At 59.5% G+C, this 19,994-nt stretch carries 12 protein-coding genes; 9 read left to right on the forward strand and 3 right to left on the reverse strand.

The window, feature by feature from the left end:
* Positions 1–230 precede the first annotated feature (230 nt).
* The 5 genes from CA85_RS00250 (at position 231) to CA85_RS00270 (ending at position 9,957) form a co-directional block, all read left to right on the forward strand.
* Positions 231–2,723: a DUF1592 domain-containing protein gene (locus tag CA85_RS00250; RefSeq protein WP_146389093.1), complete on the forward strand. Its 2,493-nt coding sequence runs from the start codon at positions 231–233 to the stop codon at positions 2,721–2,723.
* A gap of 17 nt (positions 2,724–2,740) precedes the next feature.
* Positions 2,741–4,174 carry a DUF1552 domain-containing protein gene (locus CA85_RS00255; RefSeq protein WP_246112363.1) on the forward strand — a complete coding sequence of 478 codons (1,434 nt, stop codon included), beginning with the start codon at positions 2,741–2,743 and terminating at the stop codon, positions 4,172–4,174.
* 859 nt (positions 4,175–5,033) lie between these two features.
* Positions 5,034–6,488 (forward strand): glucose-6-phosphate dehydrogenase, encoded by a 1,455-nt coding sequence (zwf, locus tag CA85_RS00260; RefSeq protein ID WP_146389097.1) that lies wholly within the window; start codon positions 5,034–5,036, stop codon positions 6,486–6,488.
* Between the two features lie 437 nt (positions 6,489–6,925).
* On the forward strand, positions 6,926–7,942 hold the full coding sequence (locus tag CA85_RS00265; RefSeq protein WP_146389099.1) for a putative 2-dehydropantoate 2-reductase: 1,017 nt from the start codon (positions 6,926–6,928) through the stop codon (positions 7,940–7,942).
* Between the two features lie 47 nt (positions 7,943–7,989).
* Positions 7,990–9,957: a glucuronate isomerase gene (locus tag CA85_RS00270; RefSeq protein WP_246112364.1), complete on the forward strand. Its 1,968-nt coding sequence runs from the start codon at positions 7,990–7,992 to the stop codon at positions 9,955–9,957.
* A gap of 40 nt (positions 9,958–9,997) precedes the next feature.
* Here the strand turns inward: CA85_RS00270 and CA85_RS00275 are convergent, their stop codons facing one another.
* The 3 genes from CA85_RS00275 to CA85_RS00285 all read right to left on the reverse strand — a co-directional run bounded on the left by CA85_RS00275 (position 9,998) and on the right by CA85_RS00285 (position 12,699).
* The gene (locus CA85_RS00275) at positions 9,998–10,705 is read right to left on the reverse strand and encodes a hypothetical protein (RefSeq protein ID WP_146389101.1); all 708 of its coding nucleotides are present in this window, start codon (positions 10,703–10,705) and stop codon (positions 9,998–10,000) included.
* A gap of 323 nt (positions 10,706–11,028) precedes the next feature.
* On the reverse strand, positions 11,029–11,259 hold the full coding sequence (locus CA85_RS00280) for a hypothetical protein (RefSeq protein WP_146389103.1): 231 nt from the start codon (positions 11,257–11,259) through the stop codon (positions 11,029–11,031).
* 201 nt (positions 11,260–11,460) lie between these two features.
* Positions 11,461–12,699 (reverse strand): DUF1559 domain-containing protein, encoded by a 1,239-nt coding sequence (locus CA85_RS00285; protein WP_146389105.1) that lies wholly within the window; start codon positions 12,697–12,699, stop codon positions 11,461–11,463.
* A 508-nt stretch (positions 12,700–13,207) separates the two neighbouring features.
* On the opposite strand from CA85_RS00285, the gene CA85_RS00290 reads away from it, so the two are divergent.
* From CA85_RS00290 to CA85_RS00305, 4 genes are all read left to right on the forward strand, one after another.
* Positions 13,208–14,380 (forward strand): MraY family glycosyltransferase, encoded by a 1,173-nt coding sequence (locus CA85_RS00290; RefSeq protein WP_146389107.1) that lies wholly within the window; start codon positions 13,208–13,210, stop codon positions 14,378–14,380.
* Positions 14,377–16,869 (forward strand): O-antigen ligase family protein, encoded by a 2,493-nt coding sequence (locus CA85_RS00295; RefSeq protein WP_146389109.1) that lies wholly within the window; start codon positions 14,377–14,379, stop codon positions 16,867–16,869. Before CA85_RS00290 ends, CA85_RS00295 begins: the two co-directional genes overlap by 4 nt.
* A gap of 63 nt (positions 16,870–16,932) precedes the next feature.
* A complete protein-coding gene (pgi, locus tag CA85_RS00300; protein ID WP_146389111.1) occupies positions 16,933–18,558 on the forward strand; it encodes a glucose-6-phosphate isomerase in 1,626 nt (541 codons plus the stop codon).
* Positions 18,559–18,813: 255 nt separating this feature from the next.
* Positions 18,814–19,974, forward strand: coding sequence for a glycoside hydrolase 5 family protein (locus tag CA85_RS00305; protein WP_146389113.1), 1,161 nt, complete (start codon positions 18,814–18,816; stop codon positions 19,972–19,974).
* Positions 19,975–19,994: the final 20 nt, after the last annotated feature.

The following is a 19,994-nucleotide window of genomic DNA, read 5'->3' on the forward strand; positions in this document are numbered from 1 at the left end:
GCTACGATAGACAATAGTAATGTCGTCGCCGAGAACTGATAGGCGACGACAATCACGGTGCCCCGCCACCCCCTCAACCTCGCGTGCATTCGCGTTCAGGTTGACTCCCGCCTCCCACCTCCCCCCCCACCATGATCGAATTCGAGCCTCCACGTCGTGACGCTCATCGGTTCGCCCTACCCACTTGGGTAACGCGTCTTCGGGCGCTGTCCGTCACCGCTTTTTGCCTCATGCCGCTCGCGACCGCGGGGGCATCGGACGTGAAATCGGCCGACAGCAAAACCCCTACTGAGATTGCCGAGGAGAACTGGGCGACGACAGGGTGGCCGCTCCTGCAAGCGTACTGCGTCGATTGCCACAACACAGACTATCCTGAAGCTGAGGTGGATCTCTCGCTACTGGAAACACTCCAAGGGGTGCAGGCCAACAGCGAACTGGCTGCCCACGCGATCAAAATGATCGAGTTTTCGGCGATGCCGCCGGAAGACGCGGAGCTGCCGAGCCTGGAAGAACGCCGCCAACTCGGCGACCAACTCGACGCCTTGGTTTATCACGCGGCCTGCGACCTGCGCCCTCGGCCTGGACACACGACTGCTCGCCGGCTCAATCGCGCCGAATACAACAACGCGATCCGTGATCTCTTCTCGATCGATTTCCAGCCGGCTGATTCGTTTCCCTCAGACGAAGTGGGCGGTGGATTCGACAACAATGCCGACGTGTTGTCGCTGTCGACCATGTTGATGGACAAATACCTGACTGCGGCGGAGGACGTCACGTCTAAAATCATCGCGGATCCAGCGGAACTGCCCCAACTCAACGAGACCTTCGCTGGCGACACTTTGTACATTCTCGGTGAGTCGAAAACCGGATCCTTTGGTCAGCGATACATCACCGAAGATGGGATGGCGTGGTTTGAACTCGACATCCCCGTTGGGGGAGAATACACGATTGATATCGTCGCTTCGCCGCAACGCGAGTCGCTCGGCCGCGTGGTCTCGACGATGCACGCGGTGGACGGCACGTTGCTGGGGATCTTCGAACATGAACACCGCGATGGCGGCAGTGATGATAACGAGTCCATCCGCATGAAGCTCGATCCCGGCACCCACCGGTTTTTCTTCCGAATGTCGGGACTGGCTGCGAGCGAGCGTGAACAGCACAAGGACGACCCTGACTGGCAGATCGGTGAGTCGGTATTCGAGCCCATTGGCAAGATCGACGACGAGAAGCTCGAGGAAACACGGCTCGCCAAGGGCACGACGCTGAACCACGACCGCGATATCGACACCGACAAGTTCCCAATGCGGTTCAACCGGTTCCTGGTCAAAGGGCCGAGCACCTCGACACGTGAGGACCTGCCACCGGGCCAGCGGCAACTACTGAAGAAAATTCCGGAGCGCCGCGGGGAGCAGTACCGGAACGTCAAACCAGCAGCGAAGGAGAGCTTGAAGCCGCTGCTGCGGCAAGCCTTCCGCTGCGAAATCGGTGACGAAGACCTTGCCCCCTACGTGAACCTTGTCGAGCGGATGTGCGACCGCGGGGACTCGTACTACGAGGCCATGCAAGTTGCCATCTCGGCAGCCCTGGTTTCGCCACGGTTCTTGTTCCGAGTCGAAGTCCCCGAGTCGGAAGCATCCCGCCAGCTCGCCGAAGCAGGAGAGCCCGCCCCGCTCTCCTCAACGCAGCTTGCCTCTCGACTGTCCTTTTTCCTCTGGAGCAGCCTGCCGGACAACGAGCTTCTCGACGCTGCCAAGCGAAACGAACTCGTCAAGCCAGACAAACGAGCCGAGCAGGTGAGACGCATGCTCGCCGACCCCAAATCCGATTCGCTGGGGGCCCAGTTCGCCCGCCAGTGGTTTGCGTTGGGAAACCTGGACGGTCGCGACCTCAGCGATCTCGCCGCCAGTGACGGCGAGAAAAAGGCTGCAGGAACGCTCACCGCAGAGATGCTCTCTTCGGAAACGGAACAGTTGTTTTTGCATCTGTTGCGAGAGAATCGCCCCATCGAGGAGCTGCTGACGTCGGAAACAACGTACATCGGACCGGAACTCGCCGCGTGGTACGGGGTTGAATACCCCTCGGACCAAGGCGACAAAGAATTCGCAGCGATTCATGTCGGTGACCGCGGCCGCAAGGGTGTCTTGGGGCATGCAGGCGTGCTGATGATCACGAGTTATCCAACGCGAAATTCGCCTGTCCTGCGTGGCAAGTGGATCCTTGAGAACATCATGGGCACCCCGCCGCCGGATCCTCCACCGGGAGTCCCAACCCTCGAAGAGACAGAGACGGCTTCCGCCAATGCCTCCTTGCGAGAACAACTCGAACTGCACCGCGCCGATCCCGGTTGCGCCTCATGCCACCGCGTGATGGACCAGCTCGGGTTCGGTCTGGAAGACTTTGACCATCTCGGCCGCATGCGAGCGGCCGACGATCCTGCTCGCCGAGATGCGACGGGCGAACTGCCGGGCGGCCACTCCTTCGAGGGTGCTGCCGAGCTGACCATGTTGCTAGCCGATACCGAACGGCAACGTTTAGCCGAAACGACGGTTCGCCGCATGTTGACCTTTGCGATTGGTCGTGAGTTGCGACCAAGCGACCGATGCTTTGTCGACGCCATTTTGGCGAAGACAGAGGATCAAAATTACCGGGTGCGTGACTTGCTCGAACAAGTCATTCTCAGCCCACCGTTTTTGAACCATCAAGCGGAGTTACCATCGCCATGACAACGAACGATTCGAAGATGTCATCCAAACACATCCCATCGTGCCCTCGAGGCGGTCAGCGATTGCCCCGGCGGACCCTGTTGCGCGCTGCCGGCATGTCGCTCGGCCTGCCGTTGCTTGAGTCGATGACGCCCGCCGCCCGCAGCGCCTTCTCGGCGGCCAAGCAAGATGGTGTGGCCTCGCCGGTACGAATGGCCTGCGTCTTTGTTCCCAACGGCGTGATCCAGCCCGAATGGCGGCCCACCGTCGATGGATACACTCGCGGTAGCCACGGCGAACTCGAGTCCGAAGGCCAAACCGGCAACGTGGTCTCACGCGATTGGCAACTCGGCGCCACACTCGATCCGCTCGCGGCGATGAAGTCGAAGATCAACCTGATCGAGAACTTGGCCTTGGATACCGGACGAGCCAAGAAAGACGGTGCGGGCGACCACGCTCGCGGCGGGTCCACGTTCTTGACGGCCGCACGGCCTGTGAAAACCAGCAGCGCCATTCGGCTAGGCATTTCCGTCGACCAGGTCGCCGCCACTGCTCTCGCCGGGCAGACGACACTTCCCTCGCTCGAACTCGGACTCAAGGGCAGCCGGAACGCAGGCAGTTGCGATTCGGGCTACAGCTGCGCCTATTCGTCGAATATTTCATGGAGAAACGAAACCCAACCGATGCCGAAGGAAACCATCCCCAGGCTCGCTTTTGAGCGAATGTTTGGAGCCGGCGATGCGGCAGTCCAACGCGAACGTCGCGAGACGCGTAGCAGCATTCTCGACATTGTCCGCGGTGACGCTGAGAAGCTGATTCGGCAGGTTGGCGAAACGGACAAACGAAAACTTGACGAGTACTTCACGAGCATCCGCGAAATTGAACAGCGCATCGAACGCACCGAAGAGGAAGACCGGGCATCGTTGCCGGACCTGGAAGTGCCCTACGGTCGCATCTCCGCATTCCGCGAGCACGCCCGGCTGATGTTCGATCTGATGGTCGTGGGTTTTCAAACCGACACCACCCGAGTCGCGACGCTGATGCTCGACAGTGCGGGCGGCAACCGCACCTACGGTGAAATTGGCGTCAACGATGCCCACCATGGGCTCAGCCACCACCGCAACAAGGAAGACAGTGTCGCGAAACTGGCGAAGATCGATCACTACTTGATCGAGCAGTTCGGCTACTTCCTCGAGAAGCTCGACGCGGCCAGTGACGCTCACGGCACCCTGTTGGATCAATCGATGGTGCTCTACGGCAGCGGACTCGGTGATGGAAACCGCCATACCCACCACGACCTCCCACTCGTGCTCGCAGGCGGTGCCGGTGGCAAAATCGAGACCGGTCGGGTGATGCGGTATGAAAATGAGCAGCCGATGGCCAACCTCTTCCTCTCGATGCTCGATTGCATGGGCACTCCTGCGGAATCGGTCGGCGACAGCACCGGAATGCTCGATGGCTTGGTGAGCTAATACCACGGTTCAAGCAATCGCAATCAGCGGCGGGAATCCCCCCGCCCACCACGCACAGCACGTCGTCGGCTTGAGCACCTCCCCACTCCCGACGGGCGGAGCCGTCGGTCGACAAAATCACCAAACCAATACGTCACTCCCGGCTGACTCAAGCTCAGCCCAATCACAGCAAGCAGATTTCGCCCCCCACCACGCGCAGCACGTCGTCGGCTCGAGCACCTCTCCACTCCCGACGGGCGGAGCCGTCGGTCGACATTGTAGCCAGACGGCTCCGCCCGTCTGAGCTGACACGCGCTAATCCGGCAAAGGCATCGGTCGACAAACTCACCAAACCAACGCGTCACTCCCGGCTGACTCAAGCTCAGCCCAATCACAGCAAGCAGACTTCGCCCCCCGCCCACCACGCACAACACGCACAGCACGCCGTCGGCTTGAGCACCTCTCCCCACTCCCGACGGGCGGAGCCGTCGGTCGACATTGTAGCCAGACGGCTCCGCCCGTCTGAGCTGACACGCGCTAATCCGGCAAAGGCATCGGTCGACAAATTCACCAAACCAACGCGTCACTCTCGACTGACTCAAGCTCAGCCCAATCACAGAATGCAGACTTCGCCCCCCCACCACGCACAGCTCGCCATCGGCTCGAGCACCTCCCCACTCCCGACGGGCGGAGCCGTCGGTCGACATTGTAGCCAGACGGCTCCGCCCGTCTGAGCTGACACGCGCCCCGTCGATGCGCTACAGGCAGAGCTATCGGTCAACGATTGGGGGCCTCGCAAGGGACGGCAATGATCCGTAGAGTATCCAGTGCTCCCCACATGCATTTACTCGTTTCTCCTGCATTTGATAGCTCGGTTTCTATGTCCAACACGATCGTCATCTTTGGCGCGAGCGGTGATCTAACCAGCCGCAAGCTTATCCCCGCTCTCTACCAGCTCCATGCCAAAGGCCGGTTGCCGAAACAGACTCGGATCGTGGGGGTTTCGCGCAGTGAGTTTGAGCACGACGAGTGGCGAAAGAGCCTGCGGGAAACCACGGCCAAGTTCGCAGGCAAGGTGTTTGACAGCAAGAAGTGGGACTCTTTTGCGCCGAACATCTATTACCAACCCGGTGATATCAAAGACGCGGCATCGTTCCAGAGCCTCGCATCCTTTCTCAGTGAGATCGAAGAAGGGCAATCGACGGGGCGCGTGTACTATCTCTCGACCATGCCCCAGCTCTACCAGACCGCGATTGAACAACTCGGCGCCGCCGGTTTGGCGTGCGAGGACAACGGCACGCGGCGAGTCATCATCGAGAAACCGTTCGGAACCGATTTGAAGACCGCCAAGGAACTCAATCGCTCCATCCACCACGTCTTTGACGAGGACCAGATCTACCGGATTGATCACTACCTCGGCAAGGAAACGGTCCAGAATATTTTTGCCCTGCGGTTCGCCAATAGCATCTTCGAACCCTTGTGGAATCGCAATTTTGTGGACCACATCCAAATCACCGTTGCCGAAGAGGTCGTCATCGGTCGGCGGGCAGGATACTACGACACGAGTGGTATTTTGCGGGACATGTTCCAAAACCACCTCCTGCAATTGATGATGATCACGGCGATGGAGCCGCCCGCTCGCTTCGATGCCAACATGGTCCGTGGCGAAAAGGTCAAGGTTTTGCACGCGGTTCGCAAGATGTCGGGAGGCGATTTTGCTACCCAAACCGTCCGCGGACAGTATGCCGGCTATCTCCAGGAAGAGGGAGTTCCCCCTGGCAGTCAAACAGCGACGTTCGCGGCGTTGAAGCTGTACTGTGACAATTGGCGTTGGCAGGGCGTCCCCTTCTACTTGCGTTCGGGCAAAGGCATGTCGTGCCGGACGACGCAGATCGTGATCCAGTTCAAAGATGTGCCGCATATGCTATTCGGCGACAAGAACCACACCTCCATTGGCAATCGTCTAGTGATCCAGGTGCAACCGGCCGAAGGGATCCAAATGCACTTTGAAACGAAGGTCCCCGACGCAGGGATGAAGACGCGAACGAGTCATTTGGATTTCAACTTTCAAGATACCGTGGGCGGCGGTGCGATGCCGGACGCCTACCAACGGTTGCTGCTCGATGCAGTGCAAGGGGACGCGAGTCTGTTCTCACGTGGTGACGAAGTCGAGTTGGCCTGGGGGATCATCGATCCTATCCTGGAAGCTTGGCGGAGCCCCGCCGCCCCGCCGTTGCTACAATACCAAACGGGCTTGTGGGGGCCACCCGAAGCGAACGAGTGGATGCTGAATCAGAAACGCGAATGGTTCGATGTCTGCCCGGTATTAAAATAAGAGCCTATCCGAAAAGGGGGCTGCCCCTTCGGAGGCGAGTCATTTGACATCTTTTGTTGGCTCATCCGACGGAAGCGTGGGCCCGAGGTTTTCAAGGCATGGCTCCCGTATCGAAGGATTTATTTGTGGGATGTGATTATCAATGTTAGACTGGCACTGCCGGGAGAAACGGAGCCGAGCTCTGCAGAGCTGCTGGCTTGGCAAGGGATATCTCGGTCGCCAGCGTTTCCCTGCAAAAGCGGTACGCCAATGGCGTTGTCGGTCCCTGGCGAGCGTTTGTTCGTCAGGGACGCATTTTTGAACAATCATTGGATACGAGAGCCATGCCTCAAAAAACCTTCCGCGGTGCTCTGCGCACGCTTCCGTCGGATGAACCCTTTTTTAACGGCCTCACCGGAAAGGGTAAGCCCCTTTCGGACAGGCTTTGAGGAGCAGCGATGCGTTACGCGATTCTAGGCAGCGGTGCGGTCGGCGGTTTGTATGGAAGCATGCTGGCCCGGGCCGGACACGAGGTGCATTTCCTGCTGCACTCCGACTTGGAACATGTGGCGAAACACGGCATCCGCGTGGACTCCGTGCTCGGCGATTTCGTTGTCCCGAGCCCGAATATCTATCGAGATGCCAGCGACATGCCACCCTGTGATGTGGCCATCGTGGCCTTGAAATCAACAAACAATCAGCTTCTCGCCCGCATGCTTCCGCATGTCGTGTCCGATCGAGGAGCTGTGCTCTCGCTACAGAATGGGCTCGACGTGGAGTCGGCTTCGGCGGACGCCGTGCCCGGCCGTGGTGTTCTCGGCGGCTGCTGCTTTCTGTGCAGCAACAAAGTCGGCCCCGGACACATCCGGCACTTGGATTATGGCCGGATCGTCTTTGGTGTTTACCAACGCAGCGGCGAGAGCTCCGGCGGTCAGTCCGGCGAAGACTCTGCGGTGACCCGGTCGGCCTACGAACTCGGCCAGCGCATCCTGGCCGACATGACCGGCTCGGGAATTGACGCCCAGTGGACCGATGATCTCGCCGCCGCCCGATGGCGGAAATTGATGTGGAACATCCCCTTCAATGGATTGTCGGTTGCTCTCGACGCGGCGACTGATGAGATCATGGCCTCCGCGGCTGCCAAGTCTCTCGCCGGCACACTCATTGACGAGGTCCATCGCGGGGCCGCTTGCTGCGGGGTTTCGATCGATGCTGCAGCGATCGAAGCGACGATGCAGCACACCGAGACGATGGTCCCCTACGACAGCAGCATGAGGCTCGATTTCCTTCATGGGCGGGCGATGGAGGTCGACGCCATCTTCGGCAGTCCACTGCGGGCGGTTGAGCGGGCCAGAGCGGCGAGGGGCGAAACGGTTGAAAATTCGTCGCATCCCATGCCTTCGGTCGCGATGCTGCATCAACAGTTGCAATTTTTGGACTCCCGGTCTGGCAAAGCGTCGAATCCGACCCACTGAATGACTATGTTAGGGAAGGTCGCACCACTGCTAAAAACACCTCCCGCATGATTGAAACTGACATGCCTGACGCCTTCAGCCAACCCGGATCTGCACGAACGGACATCTATCAAGAACTGGCATCGTTGCGGTTGACCGACCCCCACACACACATCAACCCGCATGCCCCGGCGTCGACCACACTCGCCGACCTGCTCGGATATCACTACTACACCGAACTGGCGCACTCAGCAGGGATGCCCAAGGCGCAGATTGAAGGGGGGTCGATCGCCCCGAAAGAGCTCGTCGAGCGACTCGTCGGACGTCTCAGCCCGCTCGAGAACACCGTCCAATACAGCTGGCTGATCGAAATCTGTCAAATGTTCTTCGGTTTTGAAGACGACCGGCTGCATGCGGGGAATTGGGAACGGCTCTACGATCACAGCGAGTCGGTCATGTCGTCGGCGCAGTGGCCGGACATGGTGCTCGACCAATCGAACGTCGAAGCCGTGTTCTTGACGAACGATTTCGATGACGATCTCGCGGGATTCGACAGCGACCGTTACATCCCCTGCCTGCGCACCGACGACCTCGTATTCCATCTCGCTGATAAAAATGTCCGCGAGCGCCTCGCCGCATGCACGGGCATCGAACTCGATGGATCTCTGCAAAGCCTGCGAGCGAGTCTGCGGGCATTGTTCGAACACTTTGTCAGTCGTGGGGCGCGGGCCTGCGCCATTTCACTGCCGCCTTCTTTCACACCGACCTCCGTTCCAGACGGGCGAGCCCAGACGGCCCTTGACGCAGTCCTGCGGGGCGGCTTGACGTCCGACGAAAGCCATCGGGACGCTTTGTCACGACGCGTTTTCTGGACGCTCGCGGAATTGTGCGACGAGTTTCAACTCCCCTTCGATCTGATGATTGGGGTGAACCGGAAAGTCTACCCGGCCGGAGTCTTTCAGGGCCAGGATCTATTCGATTCACGGGTTTCCCTGATCCAGTACCGAGATCTATTCAATACGTTTCCCGATGTGACGTTCCCCGTCTCGGTACTCGCAAGTGTCACGAACCAGGAACTCGTCAGCTACGCGTGGATCTTCCCCAACGTGATTCCCAACGGGCACTGGTGGTACAGCAACACGCCTTCGACAATTTCTCATGACCTGGCAGCTCGACTCGAGGCCGTCCCGCAAACGAAAATGATCGGCTACTACAGCGACGCCTACAAATTGGAATTCGTTTGGCCGAAGTTCAATATGTATCGCAAGGTACTCGCCGGTGTGCTCGCCGATCAGTTCGTCGGTGACCGGGGCTGGAGTATCCAGCGGGCTGTGGATCTCGGCCGCACGGTGCTGCAGAGCAACACCGACGCGATCTTCCCGAAACGCACCGCCGCGGCGCCGCAACCTGCCGATTCCTCCGCATCGGCAGTACAGACTCACCCCGTCGACACGCCCGTTGAAACGATCTCGCTCGCAGACGAGAATGTTTCCCAAGAACGCTACGACGAAGCCGTGGGAGACGAACAGATCTCGGAACTCGAGAATGAGTCACGTGGCTTTTCCGACGATGTGGAAGGCGACGCGGCGCCGACCGCGACTGCTGTGGATCCGCTGCCGGTCGACGACGAGATTGAAGAGCTCGGACTCGATGACGTGGAGCTTGTGGACCCGACAAAGGAGCCGACACTCGATTCAGACTCGATCGCACTCGGGCTCGACGAAGAAATCCTCGATGTCGGTGATCTCACCCTCGAGGGCGATGGCGACGAAAACCTCCCGTCAGATCAGCAGACCCCGCATATCGAGCAGCTCCGCGGTGAAACCTCTTTCTCACCCGACGATGACTCACTGCAATTGAAATCGGATCCATTGACGGGCGAGTTCCGCTTCGATTCCGGCGAGGACTCCAGCGACGAGAAGATTGAGACGACGGGAAAAAGCAGTGACTCGGACAAATCTCAGCCGGAGGATGCTGAGGCGGCGGACTTCTCGCTGGATTGGCTCGAAGAGGATAACGATAGCGAGAAGAAGTGAGTGAGCGGTAGCACGGCGACCTGACGTGCACCGAAACTGCTCAAGCAGCCCGATAACGGACCCCCAACTTGTCACGGGACGTCGACTCGATCGCTCCAGCGTGCCGCATCACGTAAGCAATCCGCTGGGCGATCCAGCGTGGACAGCCGATCGAGGCGGCCAGGTCTTGCGTGTTGAACTCGTCTCCGCCGAGTTGTCGGTCGCGTTCGGGACCGCGGTCGGGGTCAGGCCCGGCGCCGCCGGGGAGCAACCGCCAGAGATCTGCCGCGTCACGAAGCTCGATCGATTCGTGTACCTGGCTCAACTCAGTGTCTTCAACCACGTAGCCGGGATCACGGCGACGCCGCGTTTTGCCTTTTCGCACCCAGCGATGCTGATCGACATCAACGATAGGTATCTCGAGCGTCAAACGAGGATGCGGGAAGACATCTCGCAGATAAATTAACTCTTCGAAGAGCTCGTGAGGTTGACCTCGCCGCGGGCTGAGACGTCGCGAGAGCGTCGGCCCGCCGGTGACATCGCGGCGACAGATCCGCGTGCGATGGATCGACGGTTTGACAATCCTGACGTCGTGTCGCTGCAGCAGATCGAGTGTTTTCCGGCGAATCGCCGACAGCGATGCGCATTGGATCTCGATCAGCTCCTCACCGCGCACCACGTCGATTCGGTAGGCGCCGACGGCCACCTCGATTTGATCGGGCGACGCGGCGTAGTGCGATTTCAACTGATGATGGAGCGAGGTTTCCACGGCCAGATCGAGTCGGTGAGCGGGGGGGACCACCGGCGGTCTCGAACCTCCAAATGTTGCTTCTCGTGTGCCGAGCACACCAGCAAGCGAACGGAGGAGGGAACTCACTGGTTCTTGCAAGCTCCACTACCGCCAGGCGGCTTTGATAGCTGCCAAACAACTAGCTACCAAAATCCACCTAGAAAGCCCAGGTCGGTTGGAACCACCGTAGGTGGCGCCGGGCCGACCTACGTCTATTTCCTGACTCCCCTGTCGGGACACTCGTGGGCAATCAACCCGATGAGGGCCCTCGGCATTGCACCGAAAACTAGTATCCGACGCGGCTACTCGGCCGCTGCCGGTTCCTGGCCAGCAGTCTTCGCGGACTCCGCGATCTGCTTCTTGCCAGCACGGCTGGAGGCCTGCGCCTCCTTCATTGCCGCCCGCATTTCCTCAGGCGTCTGGCGGTACTGAGCCATTTCATCTTCATTAAACACACTTTCCGTCCCGCCGTTGTCACAGCCAACGGAGGCGGAAACCAAACAAATCGATAGAACAAAGGTTGCAAATTTCATCAGCAAAATCTCGTCACATAACTAGCCGCCCATCCGAAAAGGTGTCTGACCCTTGCCGGCGAGGCCGCTAAGAAATTATTTGAAATGACTCGCCTCCCCAGGGTCAGACCCCGTTTAAGTGAGGCTCTTCGAAAAAGAGTGCTAAAGAACAGACCGAGTCGCTAGCAAGAACTCGATCTGTTCGATGGATCGCGTGGCCGTTTAGATGCCAGTCATATCAGGCGTTTCTCGACTGGCCCGGGTGCCCATCGCGCCCCAAATTCCATAGGGGCTCGCTCGTCCGGATCCCCACCATGGATTGACATTCCCGTGAGCACTGTTGCCTGACTCGATGGAATCCGTGATGAACTTAACGGCACCGTCACCCATCAGCACGTGCACGCCGCCTTGGTGGCGGCTGGAGGCGGTGTAATTCCCACGACCATCGAGAATCCCAGCCCACTGGCCGGCGGTGGTGTCGGCACAGATTTCTTTGTTGGGCGGCAGGACGGTGTGGAAGCCGCCCATGATATCGAACGCGCTGGCCCATTGGAAACCGCGACGAATTCTCGGGTCGCCTTGCCAGGTACAGAACGTCGTGCCTGCTTTCCAGAACTGCGGCCGGAGCGGGTCGAGACCGCTGCGACAGGACAATGGATTGTTGTCCAGATTGCCTGCCCCATCGATCGCGTGTACGGCAGCCCGCGTGCGGACGTCATTGTCGCCAAGATCAGTGGCGATTTCGCCGCCCATGATGGTGTTGGACAAACCATCGAGGCAATCGCGAAATTTCGTTGCCCGGCGGGCGAAAAAGAGACCACGATCAGCAGCCGTTTCGCTCGTCCCAGCCCATACCTGGCCGACACGCTGCGTGTTATCCCACCAGACCCACGATCCATTGGGTTGGGCGTAGCTATCACCCAAACACGCGGCGTAGTTCGTCCGCCCGTAGGCCGGTGCCCCGCTACCGGGGTCGCTGGGGCAGCGATACGTTTTGACTTCCGTTGTCCATGGAATGTATCGGTCGTTGCCGTCGACCGTCGGTCCCATCGCAGGCCACGGATCGGATACCGCCCGGGTCGATCCGTCCGCATTCTGAATACTGGGATTGGAGATCTGCTGCCACAACGCCTGCTGCTCAATAAAAGGCAGAATCCCCACCAAAGGACTGAGGTTGTAGATGTTACTGTTGTCAGAATAACCGGGGGGCCAGTTCGTACTGGGGTCGTTGCTGCCGCCGCGATAGCTCGGCAACTGGTTATACGCCGAGTGGTAGTTGTGATAACCGAGTCCGAGTTGTTTGACGTTGTTTCCGCAGCTCATTCGCCGAGCGGCTTCCCGGGCGGCCTGCACGGCGGGCAGTAGCAAGCCCACCAACACACCGATGATGGCGATAACCACCAACAGCTCAACAAGCGTAAAACCGGCGCGACGCGGACGTCGATCTTGAAATATCTTCATAACCTTCAATCTTGAAAATAGCCAAAAGTATTAAAACGGCGGCAGACCCACATACGGTCTACACCTCGATCGCTACACAACGCTGCCGAGGAGCCGCCTCTCTTCGACACCCTAAACGATCGATACGGGAAGATGTACGCATATAATTTTGTCCTGGATCCTAAGAAATTGCTGTCGCGATCGAGTACGAACCTCTCCGCAACACTTTCTGGCCGCAGCGGGAAACCGACCACCCTTACGCGAACTCACGTTCTCGCGACTGGGTCGCGAATATCCTCGTTTTGTCGATTTAATCACCCAACGCGTCCGCGAGGGACTCGATGCGATCCCTTGCTCAGGCGTCGGGAGACGATTTCCAGGCTATTTCGCTGGCAACAAATAAGTCGACGGCACGTCCAGGGGCCGGGGGGAGGTGGACTTAACCCGGGCGAGAGAACAAAATGTCCAGCCATACGTACCGGCATCGGCTTGCCCCTCTTCGTCTCCTCTCACTCGCTGCCAATTCCTTATGTCTGATACCGTCGTGCTCGTATTGGCGGTCGCAGGAGTGGCGGGCATCATCAGCGGGCTGGCTCTGTTCCCCGTGCGGCGATTTGCCGAGGAACTGGGGCTGCTTGACCGGCCCGGTGGACACAGCAGCCATACCGTGCCAACACCGCTGGGCGGCGGGATTGGCATCTACTGCGGAGTCGCGGGGACCGTCGGGCTGGCCATCCTGGCGGCGTGGTGGCTGCAGGATCCGTCGCACGTGGCTGGCGGAGTGCCGGGCGAGACCGATTCACTATTGGCGAGGTTGTGGTCGGCCGCCGACACGCACGCCTCGGGGGTCTGGTCACGCGCGGCCGACGTAATCTGGCTGCTCGTTGGAGGTACGATCTTACTACTGCTAGGACTGTGGGACGATCGGCATGGACTCTCGGTCGTCGTGCGGCTGGGGGTACAGTTTGGAATCGCGGCAGCGGTGGTATTCGGTTTGGGGATTGAGCTGACGGCGTTCTTTCAGCCGGGCTGGATGACCAAGCTGCTGTCGGTGCTGTGGATCGTGGCGGTGATTAATTCGTTCAACATGCTCGACAATATGGACGCGTTGTCCGGCGGCATTGCCGCGATCATTGCGGGCGCGATGGCGGTCGTGATGTTGACGACGCCCGACCCGGATACCGACCACCCGCAATTGCTTGTCGCGGCATTGCTCGCGGTCGTCGCGGGGTCTCTGGTCGGCTTCCTCTTTCACAACCGGCCGCCGGCTAAGATTTTCATGGGCGATGGGGGCAGCTACTTCGTCGGATTCTTGATCGCGGTCTCGATGTTGATGGCCACGTTTGTCGGTGGGCAGTCGGCCGATGGCACGTTGCGACCGCACGCCGTGCTTGCCCCCTTATGTGCGATGGCGGTACCGCTCTACGACATGACAACGGTATTGTGGATTCGAATACGCGAGGGTCGCAGCCCGTTTCAAGGCGATCACAGTCACCTGTCGCACCGACTCGTCGAACTAGGCCTTTCGCGCACCGCAGCTGTCGCGACGATCCATCTGATCACAGCCACCTGTGGATTGTCGGCGGTCCTGATGACGCATGTCGACACACTGCAAGCGATCATGGTGTTGGGAATTGTGTGTTGCATGTTGACCCTCCTGGCGATTCTCGAATCGACACGCAGCCGGCGGCCGAAATCGTGAGTCGCAAAAGTCCTCTCAAGACTCCGGAAAACAGACGGGATGACGACCGGGACAACGCGGGAACACGACGCAACGCCTACGCCATCGTAGGCTTGGGCGCCGCCGCAGCGATCACGGTTTGGACGGTGTACTATCCCGCCGATTCCACTGCCCTCGAGCAGGGACATGCCATGGGAGCGACGTGCATGTTGATGGCGTGGGGGTTGGTCGCGGCCATGGCCATGCACCTCCGTCCCCGACTCGACGCGAGGCGGGCGTCGTGGTGGCTCGACAGTTCAGTGTTGCTGCTGGCCGGCTGGATCCTTCTCGCCGCGTGGGTCACCGGCGGCGTCTTTTCTTCGTCGGTGCCGACTCTCGGTGGCGACCTGCGTGCCGGGACGAATGAAGCATGGTGGTGGATTGCCGCAGCGGGTTTCTTGGTGACGATTCGCCGAGTGACGACGAATGTGGTGCGAATTCGCGCGGTGTTCGGGTTGTTACTTGGCCTGGGGACTCTCCTGGCGGTCCATACCCTGCACCAACACTATATTTCTCTCCCCGAGACGTTGCGGGAATACCTTGCCGATCCAGACGCAGCGTTCGCGAGCCTGGGATTGAACGCGCCCCCAGGATCGGCGGCCCGAATGGTCTATGAAAATCGAATGCGAGACGGCGGCCCCACGGCAACGTTTGCATTGGCCAATTCGTTGGCAGGACCATTGGCGATGATCGCGACCCTCGGCGGCGGGTGCTTGGTATCAATCCTGGCTTCCTTTCGCCGCCACGATGACGAAATAACTGTCACGCAACCACAGCGGACCCTGCCGGCCGCGATCGCGGCGGTGGCAGTCCTCACGGCTGTGTTCATCCTGACGATGGTGGCATTGTTCGCCACGGGCAGTCGCAGTGGCGCGCTGTCGGTGATCGTCGTCGCGGTGGCGGCCACCGTACTATCGGTTTGGCCGCGGAGTCGACGATCCGTCCGCATCATCCTCGCCAGTTCAGTCGGATTGGGTGTGATTGTCGTGATGGTGTGGTGGTTCGCAGGAGCCGATTCGAGGTTGGGACAATTTGCTGCGGGAGCTCGAGAGACCATCGAACTGCGGCTGCAGTACTGGCTATCGACGCTCGTGTTGCTGAGCGACCATCCCTGGTTCGGGGCCGGGCCCGGCAACTTTCAACTCGTCTACCAAAAGTATCGTGACGTGGCAGCCCACGAAATGATCGCCGAACCACACAACTTCATCGTCGAGACTTTGGCGTGCGGAGGTTGGATCGCAGGTCTGCTGGTGACGGCTAGCCTGGCCGCGGGCCTGTGGTTTTGCTGCCGCAAGATTCTCTCTTACGCGGTTCCAGGTGAGGACGTTTCTCCGTCGCTTGCTCAGAACGGCGGCTGCACGGCGGACAATTCATTCCCTGAACATCGCACCGAGACTTTGTTAGCTGCCGCTATCGCCTCTGGTGCGTTTTTCGGCTTGGTCGTGGTCTGGTATTACGGGATCTCCCATGACGCACTACCCGATTTCGAGGCCCACCAATACGCGATTCCCGCCGCGATGATCGTGATGGGAGCATGGTGGATGATCACCCCAATCTTGGCAGCGGCTCTCGGTCCGAGCCAGTGCGTGAAAGTGGCTGCGGCGGCGACCGCGTGTGGCTTGGTTCACCTCTGCTTCTCAGGCGGCTGGACGGTTCCAGGCGTGATTCTGATTGGGATCTGGTTCGCCGGGATCGCGACGAGTGTGCCCACCGCTCGCGTCAGTCCCGGGAGCACGACCACAGCGTCTCACGCTGCAGCGCAGAGGCAGTTGCCGAGCTGGAGCGTTGGCGTCGTCGGAGGCGTGTTGTTTCTCGGGTTCCTGTTCTTCTCCCTTCGCCCCATCCTGCAGACTCGCGCTGCGATGGCAGTGGCCACCGAGCAATTCCGCACGAATCGAATCAACCAAGCCGAGTCAACACTTCGCTCTGCGATCCAGAACGACCCGCTCGCTCAGGACGCACCCGTTTGGTTGGCGAGCATCGAGAACCGCAAGCTGATGCAATCGCTCATCGAATCACCAGCGACTTCCGCTCGCCACCAGCAGGACGCGGCAACAGCGATGGAGATCGCGGTCGCGCGAGCTGGCAACGATCCCGCTGTGTTGCGAGCGATTGGCGATCTGTTGCTGCAGCGTTACCAGGTAGCCGGGCGAATCGATGATCTCGTCCAGGCCGAGCAGATTTATGGCAAGGCCATGGAGCTGTCCCCGACCCAAGAAGCGATCGTTGCCCAAGTATCCGAGATTGTCCGCGAGCTCACCCGCCGCGGCCTCACACCGAGCGGTGACTCCGCGGAGCAACTCGCCACGCGAGCAGAAACATTGGGGGACTCGGGCGACATGGTCACCCGCAAGCTGGAATTGCAGCCGATCCTGCCCGCTCGAAAGATCGGACCGATCGCCTTGCATTCGCCCGTCCAAGAGTCAGCCGAGGAGCTGCTGCGAGGGCAGCCGGATAGTCTCACGCAGTAAAATCGCGCAGAATGGCGGCGGCAGCCTACTTCCTACTCGCCTCCTCTCGCATTGAAGCCAACCATGACGGATACCCTCAAAAATCTGCCTCAGTACAAGGCCCTCGAAGAGCACTACGAGGCGATCAAAGACAAGCATCTGCGTGACCTGTTCGCCGATGAGACCGAACGTGGGAAACAACTTGCCATGGAAGCGGTTGGGTTGTATTTGGACTACTCCAAAAACCGCATCACGGGCGAGACGATGGAACTGCTGCTCGATTTGGCCCGTGGCTGTGAACTGCCCGAAGCGATCGAGGCGATGTTTTCGGGAGACAAAATTAACTTGACCGAGGGTCGCGCGGTACTCCATACCGCTCTCCGCGCCCCAGCAGGAACCTCCGTCGTCGTCGATGGTGAAGACGTCGTCCCGGATGTCCAAGCGGTGCTCGACAAGATGTCCGCCTTCTGCGATGCCGTCCGCGGCGGCGAGTGGGTGGGTCACTCGGGATTGCCGATTCGCAACATCGTCAACATCGGTATCGGTGGTTCCGATCTCGGTCCCGTGATGGCCTACGAAGCACTCAAGTACTTCAGCGCCCGCGAGCTGACCTTCCGCTTCGTCAGCAATGTCGACGCAACGGATTTTGCTGAAGCGGTTGCCGATCTTGATCCCACGGAGACCATGTTCATCGTCGCCTCGAAAACATTCACGACGATCGAGACGATGACCAATGCGAACACGGCTCGCCAATGGCTCTTGCACCACGTCGGTGGCGATGAATCCGCCGTCGCCAAACACTTTGTGGCGTTATCGACCAATGCCGAAAAAGTCAGCGAGTTCGGTATCGATACCGCCAACATGTTTGAGTTCTGGGACTGGGTAGGTGGTCGCTATTCCATGGACTCTGCGATCGGGCTGTCGACGATGTTGGCGGTCGGCCCGGCTGGATTCCGCGAGATGCTCGCTGGGTTCCACGAGATGGACGAGCATTTCCGCAACGCGCCGCTGGAGAAAAACCTGCCCGTGTTGATGGGTATGCTCGCCGTGTGGTACTCCAACTTCTTCGGTGTCGAAACCACCGCCGTGCTGCCCTATGAACAATACCTCAAACGCTTCCCCGCCTACCTGCAACAACTCACGATGGAGAGCAACGGGAAGTCCACGACAGTCGATGGCGAACGCGTTGACTACGAAACCGGATTGATCTACTGGGGCGAGCCCGGCACCAACGGCCAACATTCGTTCTATCAACTGATCCACCAGGGCACGCGGTTGATCCCGTGCGACTTCATCGCCTTTGCCAAATCGCTCAACCCGATCGATGATCATCACGATATTTTGATCGCCAACGTTTTGGCTCAGAGCGAGGCGCTCGCGTTCGGAAAGACCGATGCTGAAGTCCGCAGCGAAGGCACCCAGGACTGGCTGGTGCCGCACCGCGTGTTTGAAGGCAATCGTCCCTCGAACACACTCATTGGCGAGCGGATGTCACCCGCAATGCTCGGAAAGCTCGTCGCCCTTTACGAACACAGCGTCTACGTGCAAAGTGTGATCTGGAACATCGACGCCTTTGACCAGTGGGGCGTCGAACTCGGCAAGGTACTCGCCAAAGCGATCATTCCCGAACTCGCTGCCGACGCCGACTCGGTGCTCGATCACGACAGTTCGACCAACGCCCTGATCGAGCGATATCGCAAGATGAAGTAAGGCGAGCTGCCCCCGTTCGAGGACAACAATTGTGCGGGTGCCGGGTGGGGGGCAACGCTGCCATGAACTTACCCTGCGTGTCTTCAACGGACCGCAAGATCTGGTAGATTGATTTACATCGTCCGTTCCAAGTGAGATTTCTGGCTTCTGATCAGAACCCCTCATTGGGACTCGGACGCCACCTTCCCCCATTAGCAATCTGGGATTTTCAGATTTCAGATGCCGCTACCTAACCGTCTGCCCCCTAGGACGACTATGTTGACCAAGCCGCTTGTTTTGCGAATCGCCGTGTTCCTTTTTTTCCTTGGCCCGATCACGGCTGCCAATCCACTCAGTGCGCAAGAGGCCACCGGTCGCTGGTCAGTTGAGAAGGCGAATTCCTGGCATGAAGAAACACCGTGGCTGGTCGGGGCGAACTTCACGCCCGCCTATGCCATCAACCAACTCGAAATGTTTCAGGCCGACACGTTCGACGTCGAAGCCATCGATCGGGAATTGGCGTGGGCAGAAGACCTCGGCTTCACCAGCATCCGCGTCTACTTGCACCACTTGCTCTGGGAGCAAGACGCCGAGGGGTTTGTCAAGCGAATCGATCAGTTGCTCACCATCGCTGAGAAACACGATATCGGAGTCATGTTGGTTCTGTTCGATAGCGTCTGGGATCCGAATCCTGAACTCGGTAAGCAGCGTAAACCGCAGCAAGGCCTACACAACTCGGGCTGGGTCCAGAGTCCGGGAGCGAAAGATCTGCGTGACCGATCGCGACACGGCTTGCTAGAAGACTATGTCAAAGGCGTCGTGGGTGCCTTCAAAGACGACCCCCGCGTGCAGGTTTGGGACGTCTGGAACGAACCCGATAACACCAACGGTAACAGCTACGGCGAGAACCACCTGAAACAGGAACCCGAAGACAAACTAGCTTTCGTTCTCGAACTGCTCCCCCAAACGTTCGCGTGGGCCCGCGAAGCCGGTGCCACCCAGCCGCTGACCGCAGGCGTTTGGCTGGGTGGCCACAAAGCGGATCCCAATCGGCTCAATGACATCGAGAAAGTCCAGCTCGAAGAGTCCGATGTGATCAGCTTTCACTGCTACGGTGGCCTCAAGCAACTCAAGACGTGGGTAGAAAACCTGCGTCCGCTCAACCGGCCGTTGATCTGCACCGAATACATGGCACGCCCCAACGGCAGCGAGTTCGACCCGATCCTCGGCTACTTCGCCGACCAGCAAATTGGTGCCTACAACTGGGGATTTGTCGCCGGCAAATCAAACACCATCTACCCCTGGGATTCATGGCAGAAACCCTATGCGGAGGAACCTCCCGTTTGGTTCCACGATATCTTCCGAGAAGATGGCACGCCGTATCGGCAAGCAGAGGTCGATTACATTCGCAGCGTGACGGAAGCCAAAACCGAGTAGTCACAGCCTGGTCGGCCGCG

The sequence above is a fragment of the Allorhodopirellula solitaria genome (assembly GCF_007859855.1).
GTDB lineage: Bacteria > Planctomycetota > Planctomycetia > Pirellulales > Pirellulaceae > Rhodopirellula > Rhodopirellula solitaria.

Coding starts and splice junctions, on each gene's coding strand:
- CA85_RS00290 (WP_146389107.1), top strand. CDS start 13,208: ATGTCTGATACCGTCGTGCTCGTATTGGCGGTCGCAGGAGTGGCGGGC.
- CA85_RS00270 (WP_246112364.1), top strand. CDS start 7,990: ATGATTGAAACTGACATGCCTGACGCCTTCAGCCAACCCGGATCTGCA.
- CA85_RS00285 (WP_146389105.1), bottom strand. CDS start 12,699: ATGAAGATATTTCAAGATCGACGTCCGCGTCGCGCCGGTTTTACGCTT.
- CA85_RS00305 (WP_146389113.1), top strand. CDS start 18,814: ATGTTGACCAAGCCGCTTGTTTTGCGAATCGCCGTGTTCCTTTTTTTC.
- pgi (WP_146389111.1), top strand. CDS start 16,933: ATGACGGATACCCTCAAAAATCTGCCTCAGTACAAGGCCCTCGAAGAG.
- CA85_RS00280 (WP_146389103.1), bottom strand. CDS start 11,259: ATGAAATTTGCAACCTTTGTTCTATCGATTTGTTTGGTTTCCGCCTCC.
- CA85_RS00255 (WP_246112363.1), top strand. CDS start 2,741: ATGTCATCCAAACACATCCCATCGTGCCCTCGAGGCGGTCAGCGATTG.
- zwf (WP_146389097.1), top strand. CDS start 5,034: ATGTCCAACACGATCGTCATCTTTGGCGCGAGCGGTGATCTAACCAGC.
- CA85_RS00265 (WP_146389099.1), top strand. CDS start 6,926: ATGCGTTACGCGATTCTAGGCAGCGGTGCGGTCGGCGGTTTGTATGGA.
- CA85_RS00250 (WP_146389093.1), top strand. CDS start 231: ATGCCGCTCGCGACCGCGGGGGCATCGGACGTGAAATCGGCCGACAGC.